The organism is Vibrio genomosp. F10 str. ZF-129 (genome assembly GCF_000287055.2).
In the GTDB taxonomy this organism is placed as follows: Bacteria; Pseudomonadota; Gammaproteobacteria; order Enterobacterales; family Vibrionaceae; genus Vibrio.
On sequence record NZ_AJYQ02000110.1, the window covers coordinates 1 to 14,046 of the forward strand.

The 14,046-nt window shown below is 44.4% G+C and carries 15 protein-coding genes; 5 read left to right on the top strand and 10 right to left on the bottom strand.

What is annotated here, in order from left to right; translation table 11 throughout:
* Window positions 1-168: 168 nt before the first annotated feature.
* Complete coding sequence (locus tag A1QO_RS13800) at window positions 169-879, top strand: glutathione S-transferase (protein WP_017037896.1); 711 nt, start codon at window positions 169-171, stop codon at window positions 877-879.
* On the opposite strand, the gene A1QO_RS20090 is transcribed toward A1QO_RS13800, so the two are convergent.
* The 4 genes from A1QO_RS20090 to A1QO_RS13815 form a co-directional block, all read right to left on the bottom strand.
* Window positions 855-1,070, bottom strand: a complete 216-nt coding sequence (locus tag A1QO_RS20090) for a DUF3565 domain-containing protein (RefSeq protein WP_083249888.1) — start codon at window positions 1,068-1,070, stop codon at window positions 855-857. The genes A1QO_RS13800 and A1QO_RS20090 overlap by 25 nt on opposite strands.
* 134 nt (window positions 1,071-1,204) lie before the next feature.
* The gene (locus tag A1QO_RS13805) at window positions 1,205-2,089 is read right to left on the bottom strand and encodes a PA4780 family RIO1-like protein kinase (protein ID WP_026027023.1); all 885 of its coding nucleotides are present in this window, start codon (window positions 2,087-2,089) and stop codon (window positions 1,205-1,207) included.
* Between the two features lie 193 nt (window positions 2,090-2,282).
* Window positions 2,283-2,747 (bottom strand): NUDIX hydrolase, encoded by a 465-nt coding sequence (locus A1QO_RS13810; protein ID WP_017041712.1) that lies wholly within the window; start codon window positions 2,745-2,747, stop codon window positions 2,283-2,285.
* A 70-nt stretch (window positions 2,748-2,817) separates the two neighbouring features.
* Entirely contained in the window at window positions 2,818-3,384 is a 567-nt protein-coding gene (locus tag A1QO_RS13815) for a helix-turn-helix domain-containing protein (protein WP_017041713.1), read from the bottom strand.
* A gap of 87 nt (window positions 3,385-3,471) precedes the next feature.
* Between A1QO_RS13815 and A1QO_RS13820 the strand changes: the two genes are divergently transcribed.
* The 4 genes from A1QO_RS13820 to A1QO_RS13835 all read left to right on the top strand — a co-directional run bounded on the left by A1QO_RS13820 (window position 3,472) and on the right by A1QO_RS13835 (window position 7,379).
* Window positions 3,472-4,641 (top strand): benzoate/H(+) symporter BenE family transporter, encoded by a 1,170-nt coding sequence (locus A1QO_RS13820; protein ID WP_017040880.1) that lies wholly within the window; start codon window positions 3,472-3,474, stop codon window positions 4,639-4,641.
* Between the two features lie 102 nt (window positions 4,642-4,743).
* The gene (locus A1QO_RS13825; protein ID WP_017040879.1) at window positions 4,744-5,220 is read left to right on the top strand and encodes a peptide-methionine (S)-S-oxide reductase; all 477 of its coding nucleotides are present in this window, start codon (window positions 4,744-4,746) and stop codon (window positions 5,218-5,220) included.
* A gap of 235 nt (window positions 5,221-5,455) precedes the next feature.
* A complete protein-coding gene (locus A1QO_RS13830) occupies window positions 5,456-6,484 on the top strand; it encodes a CobW family GTP-binding protein (RefSeq protein ID WP_017040878.1) in 1,029 nt (342 codons plus the stop codon).
* Between the two features lie 118 nt (window positions 6,485-6,602).
* Window positions 6,603-7,379: an SDR family NAD(P)-dependent oxidoreductase gene (locus A1QO_RS13835; protein WP_017037903.1), complete on the top strand. Its 777-nt coding sequence runs from the start codon at window positions 6,603-6,605 to the stop codon at window positions 7,377-7,379.
* A 144-nt stretch (window positions 7,380-7,523) separates the two neighbouring features.
* Here the strand turns inward: A1QO_RS13835 and A1QO_RS13840 are convergent, their stop codons facing one another.
* The 6 genes from A1QO_RS13840 to gcvH form a co-directional block, all read right to left on the bottom strand.
* Window positions 7,524-7,895, bottom strand: a complete 372-nt coding sequence (locus tag A1QO_RS13840; RefSeq protein ID WP_026026605.1) for a MerR family transcriptional regulator — start codon at window positions 7,893-7,895, stop codon at window positions 7,524-7,526.
* 172 nt (window positions 7,896-8,067) lie between these two features.
* Window positions 8,068-9,297 carry a peptidase T gene (gene pepT / locus A1QO_RS13845; RefSeq protein ID WP_017040877.1) on the bottom strand — a complete coding sequence of 410 codons (1,230 nt, stop codon included), beginning with the start codon at window positions 9,295-9,297 and terminating at the stop codon, window positions 8,068-8,070.
* 215 nt (window positions 9,298-9,512) lie between these two features.
* Entirely contained in the window at window positions 9,513-9,638 is a 126-nt protein-coding gene (locus tag A1QO_RS20715) for a hypothetical protein (protein ID WP_017040876.1), read from the bottom strand.
* A 99-nt stretch (window positions 9,639-9,737) separates the two neighbouring features.
* The gene (locus tag A1QO_RS13850; protein WP_017041714.1) at window positions 9,738-10,430 is read right to left on the bottom strand and encodes a DNA-3-methyladenine glycosylase I; all 693 of its coding nucleotides are present in this window, start codon (window positions 10,428-10,430) and stop codon (window positions 9,738-9,740) included.
* Window positions 10,431-10,619: 189 nt separating this feature from the next.
* Complete coding sequence (gcvP, locus tag A1QO_RS13855; protein WP_017035903.1) at window positions 10,620-13,496, bottom strand: aminomethyl-transferring glycine dehydrogenase; 2,877 nt, start codon at window positions 13,494-13,496, stop codon at window positions 10,620-10,622.
* Window positions 13,497-13,622: 126 nt separating this feature from the next.
* Window positions 13,623-14,003: a glycine cleavage system protein GcvH gene (gene gcvH, locus A1QO_RS13860; protein WP_017035902.1), complete on the bottom strand. Its 381-nt coding sequence runs from the start codon at window positions 14,001-14,003 to the stop codon at window positions 13,623-13,625.
* Window positions 14,004-14,046 lie beyond the last annotated feature (43 nt).

Here is a 14,046-nt window from a genome sequence, read left to right on the forward strand (position 1 = left end):
TACTTGAGAAGCCTCTAACGCAGTATCAATGCCCAACACGCTCTAGCCATTGCCTCAATAGTGTGATCTAATTCCATTTGTTCAGATAGCGTTTCATCGATATATTTAGCACATTATATTAGACGCAACAGTTATAACTAAATCGAAATGGAAAGGCGAAGTGAAATCATGAGTCGTCAATTAATTCAAGGCAGTAAAAGCAATTCACTTGATCAAGCCCCGATACTCTATTCTTTGCAGCACTGTCCATATGCGATGCGGGCACGTATCGCATTGTTTAAATCTCAGAAAACAGTGCTGATTAGGGCTGTTAAACTCAATAATAAGCCCAAAGAAATGCTGGTTGCTTCTCCAAAAGGGAGTGTGCCAATTTTGGTTGTTAGCGACCGTATTATTCTAGAAGAGAGTTTGGAAGTGATGCTATGGGCTTTGGCCGAAAATGATCCCGATGATCTTCTTGACTACAAGCAAGAGACAGCATTGACTCGCATGCATGCGTTAATCAGCCGTTTTGAGCATGAGTTTGTTCCTGCGTTAGAGGCGTATAGCTGTGCTAAGCGTTACCATGAAGATAATCTAGGAGAGTGTCGCCGTCGCTGTGAAGTGGTATTACAGGCGTTGGAAGATAGACTGACGCAGCATACCTACCTGTTTTCCGATCGAGAAAGTTTGTTGGATATTGCCGTGATGCCCTTTATTCGAAAATTTGCTCGAATTGAAAGGCAGTGGTACTTGCAGAGTCCATATCCTAAACTTCGCGATTGGCTTAATGGGTATTTGCAAAGTGCTATGTTTGCCAAGGTGATGGCAAAACACGAATTGTGGCTAGAGAATCGGCAAGATATTTACTTTGGTTACTCTAAAAGCAAAAAATCTTGAGGGGCTCCTGTATCGCATTTTTTGCACACTAGCAGGTAACCCAGCATTGACTGTCTACCTTCTATAGAGACAACCCACGGTCGGCAGACAAAGGGAGGGTTGTGTCTGACATGCTGGAAATGCCCGCATTCTAATTGAGCAACCCAGTCGTCATTTTCGTCTTTGTGGTAACCCATGATGGCTTGTTTCATTTTGTTATTATTGTGTGGTTGGCAGAGAGTGCCAGTTGCAGAATACTGGCACGTTAGAAAGGTACTTTGTTTATTTGTGGTTATTTTCTACAGTCGTTGGCTGTGCTTGATGGTCTAAAAGCTAAACCTAAAGCCTATTCAGACCAGTTAAACTTACTTTCATCAATACCTTCTTTTGCTTCTTTGATTCGCTCTCGTCTAAAGCGTTCTTCACTTCTCGCATCATCAATTTCTTTCATGATAGCCGCAAGATCAGCCTCGATATCCTGTTCAACGAACGTTCCCGTTAGCTCAGTGTCTGGTTTGAGGTCGCCTTTCTCAAAGATAGCCCAGATTTCTTTCGCGTATTCAGTAGCGAGAAGCTCTGGTGCAAATTGACCGTAGTAATCACGAATATTATTGACATCGCGAGTGAGCATCCATTCAGCATTGTTATTCGCTGCCGCATCAACGGCTTGAGGTAAATCAATGATCACTGGGCCATACTCATCAACCAGTACATTGAACTCGGAGAGGTCGCCGTGAATGAGACCCGCACAAAGCATTTTCACCACGTAAGTCATCATCACGGCGTGGTCTTCAATGGCTTGTTCGGCAGGCATGATCACATCATTCAGCCGAGGCGCTACGTAACCGTCATCGTCGGTGACCAGCTCCATGAGCAATACCCCATCGTAACATCCGTAGGGTTCAGGCACTCTTACACCAGCAGCAGCGAGCTTAAACAAAGCATCGACTTCGGCGCTTTGCCATACTTTTTCTTGCTGATCGCGGCCAAAACCGGAGCCTTTTTCCATAGCGCGAGCGCGGCGGCTGTTTCGGACTTTACGTCCTTCTCGATAAGCCACGGCTTTTTTAAAGCTACGTTGAGTCGCTTCCTTATACACTTTGGCACAACGGATCTCTTCACCGCAGCGCACAATGTACACCGAGGCTTCTTTGCCACTCATTAATTGGCTCTGAACCTCGTCAACTAAACCGTCGTCGACTAAAGGCTGTATTCTCTTAGGTATTTTCATAGCGTCGTTATACATTAGTTCGTAGCGAGATGTAATCATAAGGTGCTAATTAGACGAAAATAGCGACATTTTGCCGAGATATTCATAAGCAACGTAAGCCACTTGTTGTCTGAAAGGCCCCTATCAATGGTTTACAAGGTACCTTTAAAGCTTAACTCAAATATTACTCAATGAAGTGAAAAAAGAGAGGCGTTTACGCGATGCTATCGATGACGGGTATCTTGAGCAGTGGGTCTGGCTCGTTATCGATAAAGTATGACCACACATGGCGGTAGACAGCGTGTTGACCAGGAAATGGCGTTATCTCAATCGCCTCTTCCAGGGAACACCATTGGTATTCGGTGTGCTCTTCGTTCAATGTTACAGGTTGGTCATCCGGGCAATAAATGGCAAAAACAGGGATCATCTGGAACACATTGACGTGAGGCTCATAAAACTTGTCGATAAAATGGGCGTTATATAACGTTCTGACCTCGATTTGAGTCTCTTCTTTAAATTCTCTTATGATGGCCTGACACCCATTTTCACTTCCTTCAATGGAGCCTGCTACATGGCACCAATACCCACCTTTGACGCGTTTCATTAGAAGAATTTTTGGTTGGCCATTCACTTTGGAAATGGCGACCCCTGACACGATGGATGTGCTGAGCGGTATCATAGTGGTTCCTATTTTTGTTTATGCCAACAATCATAGTCGCTGAAGTGGTCAAGTAAAACTGGCACCGGTGTTATTGTTTGCTGTTGGCATAATGAATAATGTTATGAAACACCACAGATTGTTCGCCAATGTTTTTGTACCCATGAGGTTGATTTGCGTTAAATCGGACCGCTTGACCTGGTTTCAGACGATGCCAATTCCCATCAAAGAGCACGGACATTTCTCCGGAGATACACATAATATGTTCCGTCACTCCCGAGTTATGAGCCTCTGATTCGTGCTGATAACCAGTAGCAAGAGTGAGTTCAAAGACTTCAAAACCTAATGCTTGTTCAAAGGGGAACAGCAAGCTAACCAAAAAGCCAGGGTTATAGTCTTCACGCCTCAGTTCATTGGAGTCTCGGAACAAGCTAGTGAGTTCATTTTCATGACTAACACTAATGAAGTTGGAAAATGAGACGTCAAACCCTGACGCAATTTGCCATAACTTCGCCACTGTTGGGCTCGATTCACCACGCTCAATTTGACCCAGCATGGCTTTACTGACACCGGTGGCCTTCGCGGCTTTATCTAGGCTCCAGCCTTTTTCTTTGCGTAGGCGCTTCAAATTATCGCTGACTTTGATTTCTGTTTGCATATTACCCAAATAAATACCTTGTGCGTTATAGCGCACAAATGTTAGCTTATTGTATGGACGTTATAACGCACATTGAGGGCAATTAACATGACCAAGCTAAAGTTTTCTCACATCAGTACAGGGTTTCTCGCGGTATTCATTGGCTATGCAAGCGCTGGCGCCATTATCTTTCAAGCTGCGATGAGTGCAGGCGCAAGTGAGTCTCAAGTTGCATCCTGGTTTTGGGCATTAGGCATTGGTATGGGAGCATCAACCATCATACTGTCTTCTCGTTACAAGAAACCTATCGTTACGGCATGGTCTACACCGGGCGCTGCGTTACTCATCACTTCTTTAGACGGGTTAACCATGAATCAGGCAGTGGCGGCGTTTCTTTTTAGCTCTCTGTTGATTACCCTGATTGGCGTGGCGGGTGTATTTGAAAAACTGTTAAAGCAAATACCCACCTCAATAGCAGCAGCGATGTTAGCGGGTGTGCTGCTGCAGTTCGGATTAGGAATTTTTTCATCCCTTCTGGAAGAGATACAGATCGTTCTCGTGATGTTAGCGCTGTTTATCTTGGCAAAAACGCAGTTAAAGAATTTATTAATCCCCATCATTTTTTGTGTTGCGTTGGTGATGTGCTTGGGAATGGACAAACTGGACGTCGATGAAGTGACGCTTTCGTTAACTCATCCTGTTTTTATCATACCTGACTTTGACTTGTCCGCATTAATCAGCGTTGGCATTCCACTTTTTATCGTAACCATGGCGTCGCAGAACCTCCCTGGTTTTGCCGTTCTAAAAGCAAATGGATATCAAGTTGAATCTTCAAAAGTCATTGCCGCGACTGGATTCACAGGGTTGGTACTGGCGCCTTTTGGTGGCTTTGCTTTTAATCTAGCTGCGATTACAGGGGCCATTTGTATGGGCCCTAATGCAGATGAAAATCCGAAAACACGTTATATGGCTGCCATTTCCATGGGAGTGTTTTACTTGCTCGCGGGCGTGCTTGGCATGGCGTTTGTGTCTCTATTTAGTGCGGTGCCGGCTGCTGTGGTGATGACCATTGCGGGTCTCGCCGTTATGCCTGCATTGATGAATAGCTTAACGACTGCGATGGCAGATAGTGATACCAGAGAAGCCGCATTATTGACGTTTCTATTTACGGCTTCAGGGATTGAATTTTTTGGAATAGGAAGTGCTTTTTGGGGTGTCTCATTGGGTCTCTTCTGTTTCTGGTTAAATCAGTGGCAGACGAGAGCAGTACGGGCTTAATTTAATGACTCATGGTACCGTTGAGCTTCATTGTTTTTGAGCATATCGAGTTCAAGAATAGCGAATTCTAGCTGTAAATTAGAAATAAAAGAATGAGAACAAATGGAAGAAATCGTGTTTGCTGGTGGTTGCCTGTGGGGTGTTCAAGAATTTATGAGACATTTACCCGGTGTAATTTCTACCGAAGCTGGCAGAGCAAATGGTAGCAGCAATACAACCCTAGGTGATTATGACGGGTATGCAGAGTGTGTGAAAACTGAGTTTGATCCGTCGATTGTTTCAGTCACACGCTTAATGGCTTACTTTTTTGAAATCATCGACCCTTTTAGCGTGAATAAGCAAGGGCAAGATGTAGGAAAAAAGTATCGAACAGGGGTTTACAGTAGGCACAAAGAACATCTGGACATCGCGCGGAGATACATCAATACCCAAGAAAATTCAGCGCAAATAGTAATCGAGGTGCTTCCATTATCTCACTATGTGAAAAGTGATGAGGAGCATCAAGATCGGTTGACCTTGAGACCGAATGACTATTGCCACATCCCTCAACATATTCTGCACAAGTATAGAGAAGTTTAATGACTTTCCGGCCTCATTGTTGGGGCCGTATTCATTAACATAATCATCAGCACAAGCATCAAAACAATAACCGGCAATCTAGTCTTCTTGAACTAATTTATTGTTATGTTATAACGTACCATTAAAGTAAAGTTAGCTCGGACTGACCGTGTATTTACCCAATCAGCTGTTGGCATTTCAATAGCGGGTACACGTGTCATAACCCCAACAAACGTTGATGGTAGGAGAATAATCAATGAGTTCTAATCAGAGTCCAATTCGGTCGGTACCAACGAACATTATCACGGGTTTTTTGGGCGTTGGTAAGACTTCAGCCATTTTAAATTTAATGCGTCACAAACCGGCTGATGAACGTTGGGCCGTGCTTGTGAATGAATTTGGCGAGATTGGTGTGGATGGCAGCATCATCCAGGGCCAGTATAATGAAGAGAAAAAGGTCTTTATCCGTGAAGTGCCCGGAGGGTGTATGTGTTGCGCTGCTGGGTTACCCATGCAAATAGCGTTAGCTCAGTTATTGTCTGAAGCGAAACCCGATCGTTTATTAATTGAACCGACGGGGCTTGGCCACCCTAAAGAGGTGCTTCAAGTGTTGCTATCTACACATTACCGAGAAGTACTGTCACTTCAGAAAACCCTGACTCTCGTCGATGCTCGAAAATTGTCGGATTCACGCTATACCCGCCACGATACCTTCAATCAGCAAATATCCATCGCTGACACTGTCGTCGGTAATAAGGTGGATCTTTACCAAGATAGCGATAAGAAAAGATTGATCGATTACGTGAAGCAACATGGTCAACCCAGTACTCACGTGCTTTTTTCTCAGCATGGGGAAATCGCGTGGGAAGAATTTGTCGGGGAGACGGTGTTTGGCTCATTCCGTTCGCATCTACATGATAATCAGCATAAACATGAGCATCAACATAGCCATAGCCATGCTAGGCCCTTGGTGTCAGATACACCCATTCCGGAGTCTGGTTTTATCAAAGCCAAAAACCAGGGAGAAGGGTTTCAAAGTATCGGCTGGCGATTCTCACCCAGTAAGGTATTCAGCCGACAAAAACTGGCATCTTTACTTGTAGGATTAAGAGTTGAGCGAATGAAAGCGGTGTTTATTACCGACTTAGGCGTTTTTGCTTATAACCTAACCGGTGATGACCTGACGGAAGTCGAATTGGATGATTGCCTGGAAAGTCGGATAGAGATGATCTCTGTTCAAATGAATGATTCGCTGGAAGATCAACTGTTAGCGTGTGTGTTGTAAGAATCTGAAAAACTAATTGATGGCCTTGTTAATTATTTTTGCAAAAAAGTCCCTTGACTCTCCCCTATAGGGGAGGCTTTAGATTGAAAGAACACCAACAAAGCATAAGGGAAAACAGATGAAAACAGCATTTATCAGCGGCGCGACTTCAGGCATTGGTTTGGCACTTGCAAGACAATTGCACGAGCAAGGCTACAACTTAATTTTACATGGTCGTGATCAAAACAGGCTTAATCAATTACAAGCAAATTTAAATGGCGCCACGCTAACCATCAGTGCCGATTTGTCTACAAGCACAGGCCTAAAACACTTATTGACTGAGTTAAGCCAATATCCAGATAGAATCGACGTCGCCATTAACAATGCTGGCTTTGGTTTGTATGGACAACATCTTAGCTTAAGTGAAATAGAAGTTGATGCCATGCTCCATTTAAATATGGTTGCGGTTACCAAACTAAGCCGGTTCTTTGCCGAGAGCATGGTACGGCAAGGCCAAGGTTATATTATGAATGTCGCCTCTACAGCAGCCTATCAGCCGCAGCCTTACATGGCCGCCTACGCCGCTAGTAAAGCTTACGTAGCTAGTATTACGGAGTCTCTAGCGGTTGAAATGAAAGATCAAAACGTCACTGTCACCTGCCTATCACCAGGACGCACCGATACCGCCTTTTTTACCTTTGATGGCCAAGATAGCTCGAAGTCAGGAAAAGGAACCTTTGCTGGTAAAAACCGCACTTCACCAGAGCAAGTTGCCACGTTGGGGTTAAAAGCTATGTTCAGCGGTAAACTTCGTGAAATCCCTTTGTGTGAAAACAAATTCTACATCTTTCTTAACCGGATTTTGCCTCGCACCATGGTGCTAAAGATATATCATCAGGCAATGAGGAATATTTAATGTTGATTTCAGCAGCACTTATTGTTTAATTAGTGCCAAGTTAGGTTCATTGGTTGGCAGAGTTTCCTTATGCTTCACTAAATGGTGCTGGCGAGGGAATCTCCGCTTACCAGAAGTGACTCATGGTTTTTGGATAGATCATTCTTATAAGTTTTCTAACAAACAAGCGTTGTAGTGCGCGACATTTTGCTCAAGCTGAGTTAAACCTTGTAGCTTTACTTGTAGTTGTTCTTGCTGCGCTAATAGGTTGACGCGTTTACTGTTAATTTTGGTCACCAATAAATCCATCGGAACCAGCCCTTGTTGAGTTTTGGCTTGCGCTATCTCTTTTAATTCCGCGAGGGTAAAGCCAAGCTGCTTAGCTAGTTTAATCATTGATAAAACATCTAGGTAGCTGGTGTCGTAAATACGATACTGGCCTTGCCTGATTGGGGTTTTAACCAAGCCTATACTTTCATAATGTCGGATCGCTTTGATACTTACCCCAGATTTCTTTGCTAGTTCACCGATATACATACCCATTTACCCTTTGATTCCAAATATCATTTTTATCTTATCATATTATGTGTTTTGTGCTGGTTTACTAATCAGAACGAAATATCAGGGTCGCCCTTGCCTTTTGCCTTTTTGATGAAGTGGTCTGGTTTTTTAGTACTTCTATGTGTATTTCTTCAATGGATACCAAGGCCTATTGATATTTTTCTGATGTTCTTTCCGCTAGTTTCACAATCACGCGCACGGCTTTTTCCATTCCTTCAACAGAAATGAACTCGTGGATACCATGGAAGTTATAGCCACCTGTAAAGATGTTTGGGCAAGGTAACCCCATAAACGATAAACGAGCGCCGTCGGTACCCCCACGAATTGGTTTAATATCTGGCTCGATTCCACACGCAATCATGGCGTCTTTCGCGAGTTCAATAATATGTTGATGTGGCTCTACCATTTCACGCATGTTGAAATAGCTGTCAGTAAGGATAAGTTCAACACTCCCCTTCGCTAATGACTGATTTAGTTCATCAACCTGATGCTGCATGAAGGCTTTACGCTTCTCAAGTCCGTCACGATCAAAGTCTCTGATGATGTAACCAAGTTCTGTTTTCGCAACCGAAGCTTCCATCGATGTCAGGTGATAAAAACCGTTATAATGTTCAGTGCACTCTGGTGTTTCATTTGGCGGCATTTTTAATTGAAATTGAGCGGCAATGTTCATTGAATTAACCATTTTATTTTTTGCCGTACCAGGATGAACATTAATACCATGGCAAATTACATCTGCCGACGTAGCATTAAAGTTTTCAAACTCTAATTCTCCTACAGGGCCACCATCAATGGTATACGCCCATTTTGCCCCAAACTTTTCAACATTAAATAAGTTGGCACCACGACCGATTTCTTCGTCTGGAGTAAACCCAATACAAATATCGCCGTGTTTAATACTTGGGTTGGCAATGAGATAAGCCACTGCGGAAATGATCTCGGCAATGCCAGCTTTGTTATCTGCGCCCAGCAACGTTGTACCATCGGTAGTGATAAGTGTTTGCCCATGCAACGTATTAAGATCAGGGTATTGTTCTGGCGACAACACTTCATTGCTTGAACCCAGTGCAATATCGCCACCTTGATAGTTTTTAATGATTTGAGGTTTTACATCTTTCCCTGACGCGTCTGGCGCGGTGTCCATATGAGCAATTAGACCAATAGCAGGGACATCATGGCGAACATTAGAGGGTAAACGCGCCATTAGGTAGCCGTGGTTATCAAGCTTAACGTCAACCAAACCTAACTCGACAAGTTCACGCTCTAATTGCTCGGCAAGTACCCTTTGCCCATTCGTACTGGGGCACTGGCTTACACCAGAGTTAGATTGAGTTTCAAAGCTCACATAACGGAGAAAACGCTCAACTAAGTTGTTCATAATTCACTCTTCTTAAGATTATTTGTGCACATCGATAAGACAGCAATGATGCACCAGTAGAATACATCCATGATTATCATTCTTGTTGAGTTATGTTCGCTTTGAGGTGGGTCAGCTTTATCTGCAATAGATAATAAGAATTGAGAATGGGTTAGGCATGTCACTTCTTACACTTTATTGAAAGGGCCACAATCTGGCCCACATACGACGTCGAATTAGCGGTAGCTTATCCAACTGCCTTCTGCGATGGCATCAACCGCGACATCGTGCACCTGCGCTTTATCAACTAAAACACTGATCGGTTCAAGGTAGAGTGCGTAGGTTGAATGATGAATCGGCAATGTTATCTTTGTGGTGTGTGTCCTTTTAATATTTTCTTAATGGGTTTGATTCAGACATCACATGAGTTCCTTTAGATCACAGTACTTGGCATGAAAAAATTAAGCTTGAACGGTATTCTCTCCAACACCAAATGCAATCAAACGGGAGAGTTCGCCTAAACTGCGGCCAGACTCGCTTTGCCAATGATTGAAGGCGAGTTGAATCGCGTCTAAACTGCGCTTGCTGTAAAGCCCGCCTTCGATGATATTTTGTGCTCTCAGGTAGCTTTCTATATCTCGGCTTAAAATAAAGGTGTCTTTACCGAGCTGGCGAAGTGCGTAAGGGCCCGTGTTTCCGCCTAGGCGCTGACCGTGTTTTTTTAGATAGAGCCAGAGTCCTACAATATCGTCCTCAGGCCAGTTCGCAATGAATCTGGCAAAGCTGCCATGTTCTAATTGAACATTTCGGATCATTTGTGCATTCGCGATAACCGTTTTTACTTTGGTGGAATTACGTACAATTCGCTTGTCTTGGCTTTTACGCTCTAGCATGTCGTTTGGCATCAGTAAGAGCTTTTCGATATTGAACTCCCAAAATACTTCCTCAAATGATGGCCACTTATTGTGAATCACTCGCCATACAAATCCAGACTGAAAGATGGATCGGGTAAATTGCGCTAAGAAACGATCATCAGAAATAGAGGCTAATTGCGCTCGGCTTAACGGCTCTTCCAGCAGAGACTCTAGCGCTTCCTCTCCGCCTTTTCGTTGGCAGGCTCGGTCATAAATGTCGTTAAAAGATTCGTATTTCATCAAGATTCACATGTTTGTATTGGCGTCAAAATAGAGTATCTCATTCCACATGCATTTATCAAAGTTAACGCCATTTGGGTTTTAATCACATATCGTTATATCTCATTCACCCAACAAAAAAGCGAACCATTTCGGGTTCGCCTTTTGATTTTGCTATCAGAAGATACTTACTTAAATAATAACTCGCGCTTACTGGTAGCTCTCGATACTTGGGCATGAACAGATCAGGTTACGATCCCCATGAACGTTGTCAACGCGGTTTACCGTCGGCCAGTATTTAGATTGCTTCGTTGCCTTTGATGGGAAACACGCAAGTTCACGTGAGTATGGGCGATCCCAATCTTCACTCGATAGATCGACTTGTGTGTGTGGTGCATTCACAAGTGGGTTGTTATCCAGTGGCCAAGCGCCTTCTTTCACCGCGGTCATTTCGTGGCGAATCGCAATCATTGCTTCACAGAAACGATCGAGCTCTTCTAAATCTTCAGATTCAGTTGGCTCTATCATCAATGTACCCGCTACAGGGAACGACATCGTAGGGGCATGGAAGCCGTAATCCATCAAGCGTTTCGCGATATCTTCTTCACTGATGCCGGTTTCTTCTTTTAGCGGACGAATATCAATAATACATTCGTGCGCTACGCGGCCATTGGTACCACGGTAAAGAACTGGGTAGTGAGGACGAAGCATTTCCATCACGTAGTTCGCGTTCAGAATGGCAACTTTGGTCGCTTCGGTTAGGCCCGGTTCACCCATCATTGCAATGTAAGCCCAAGAAATAGGCAAAATCGATGCACTGCCTAAATCAGCAGCAGAAACCGCATAATCGGTTCCTTGAGAGCCATTTTCAATGTGACCTGGAAGGAATGGTGCCAGGTGCGATTTAACACCGATTGGTCCCATGCCAGGGCCACCGCCACCGTGTGGAATACAGAATGTTTTATGCAAGTTCAGGTGTGATACATCAGAGCCAATGAAACCAGGAGACGTTAAACCAACTTGTGCATTCATGTTTGCGCCATCTAGGTAGACTTGTCCGCCTGCGGCGTGAACCATTTCACACACTTCTTTTACTTGCTCTTCGTAAACACCGTGTGTTGAAGGGTAAGTGATCATGATGCTTGAAAGGTTATCGTGGTGCTTCTCAATCTTAGCCGCTAAGTCTGCCATGTCGATGTTGCCATCATCATCACAGGTTACCAGAACCACTTTCATTGAAACCATGGAAGCGGTTGCAGGGTTGGTTCCGTGCGCAGAAGTCGGAATGAGACACACGTTACGGTGACCTTCACCTCGGCTGGCATGGTAGCGTTGAATCGCGATCAAGCCTGCGTATTCACCAGAAGCACCAGAGTTAGGTTGAAGTGAAAAATCATCATAGCCGGTGATTTCACAGAGTTTTTCTTTGAGATCTTGAGCTAAAGCCGTGTAACCCGCCGCTTGTTCTAATGGTGCAAATGGGTGTAGCTCGCCAAACTCAGGCCAAGTCACCGGAATCATTTCTGCTACTGCATTGAGCTTCATGGTACAGCTTCCCAGTGGGATCATACCGTGGGTCAATGAGAAATCTTTGTTCTCTAGCTGTTTTAGGTAGCGCATCATTTGCGTTTCGCTGTGATGCGTGTTGAAAACAGGGTGAGTCAGGTAAGTGGATTCACGACGACAGTTTTCTGGAATAGCTGCAAACTCATTGTCGGCGATGTCATTCGATAGAGCATTTAGGTCTTCATTGACATTGAAGATGGCAAACAGTGCCGCTACATCACCCGTTGTCGTTGTTTCATCGAGGCTGATACCGATCTGGCTTGGAAGTTTACGCAAGTTGATATCGGCTGCTTGAGCTTTTGCATAAAGCTCGTCGGTTTTATCACCCGTGTTTAATGTGATGGTGTCAAAGAAACTGTTGTGAGTAAGCTCAAAGCCCGATTTTGTAAGGCCTGCCGCTAAAATAGCCGTCATGTGGTGGGTGCGACGAGCAATCGTGCGAAGGCCTTCTGCGCCATGATACACCGCGTAGAACGAAGCCATGTTAGCCAGCAGAGCTTGAGCGGTACAGATGTTGGACGTCGCTTTTTCGCGGCGGATGTGTTGCTCACGAGTCTGCATTGCCATACGCAGTGCTTGATTGCCATGTGAATCAATGGAGACACCAATGATACGACCCGGCATGGTACGTTTGTGTTTGTCACGCGTTGCCATGAATGCTGCGTGAGGGCCGCCATAACCCATAGGAACACCAAAGCGTTGTGATGATCCGATGACAACATCAGCGCCCATCTCACCAGCAGGTTTTAATAAGGTGGAAGCGAGTAGGTCAGTGACAACGGTAACCAATGTTTTGTTGGCTTGCGCGGCGGCGATAATATCGGTTAGATCTCGTACTTGACCTGTGGTGCTAGGGTACTGAAGCAAGGCACCAAATACGTCATGTTGAGGCAGTGATTCTAGTTCGCCAACCAACACGTCAAAGCCGATGTATTCAGCGCGAGTTTTAACCACTTCTAGCGTCTGAGGGTGTACATCGTCTGCGACGAAAAAGACTTTACTTTTACTTTTGCCTGCTCGTTTACAAAGCGTCATGGCTTCGCCAGCGGCAGTGGCTTCATCAAGCAGTGATGCGTTGGCAATATCCATTGCCGTCAAATCCATCACCATTTGCTGGAAATTCAGTAGAGACTCTAATCGGCCTTGAGAGATTTCAGGCTGATAAGGTGTGTACGCTGTGTACCAACCTGGATTTTCTAACACATTGCGTAAAATGACATTTGGGGTGAAGGTGTTGTAATAACCTTGGCCGATAAAGGTACGCTTAACTTGGTTCTGGTTGGCGAACGCTTTCATCGCGACCAGCATATCCGTTTCACTCTTTGGCGCAGCCAGTGTCATTGGCTTTTCAATGCGAATCTGTGACGGGACTGTTTCATCAATCAGAGAGTCTAAGCTAGCAGCGTTAATCGCTTCGAGCATTTTTTGTTGATCTGCTTTGTTAGGCCCGTTGTGGCGTGCAACGAATTCATTTTGAGTGCCCAGATCTGCAAGTAACGGGCTTTGAGTTAATTCAGTCATTGTTCCTTTACCTTATCAATCAGATAAATATGGCTAACTGTGGGTGCCAAGGTTATCAATATTCATCTTTAAAAAAAGCTGCTCTTGTTGGGGTAACAAATGAGCAGCTTTCATGTCCTTCCCTAATTACTCATCATCAATAGAGTTCAGGTATTCTTCCGCGTCTTTTAGATTATCAAGCTCTGAAGGGTCAGAAAGTTTCACTTTTACAATCCAACCACCTTCGTACGACTCTTCGTTAATTAACTCAGGGCTGTCTTCGAGCTCTTCGTTAATTTCAACGATCACACCCGTCACTGGCGCATAAATATCAGAGGCTGCTTTTACCGACTCAACCAAAGAAAAGCTTTCACCCGCTTCAATTTCATCATCAGCTTCTGGCAGGTCAACAAACACGACATCACCAAGCATCTCTTGTGCATGCTCTGAAATACCGATCGTTACTGTGCCGTCACCGTTGTCTTTAACCCACTCGTGGCTATCTGCAAACTTCAGTGTGTTATCCATTGCTTCATCTCCAAAAATAACTGTTAGTTTTTAAAAGTTGTTT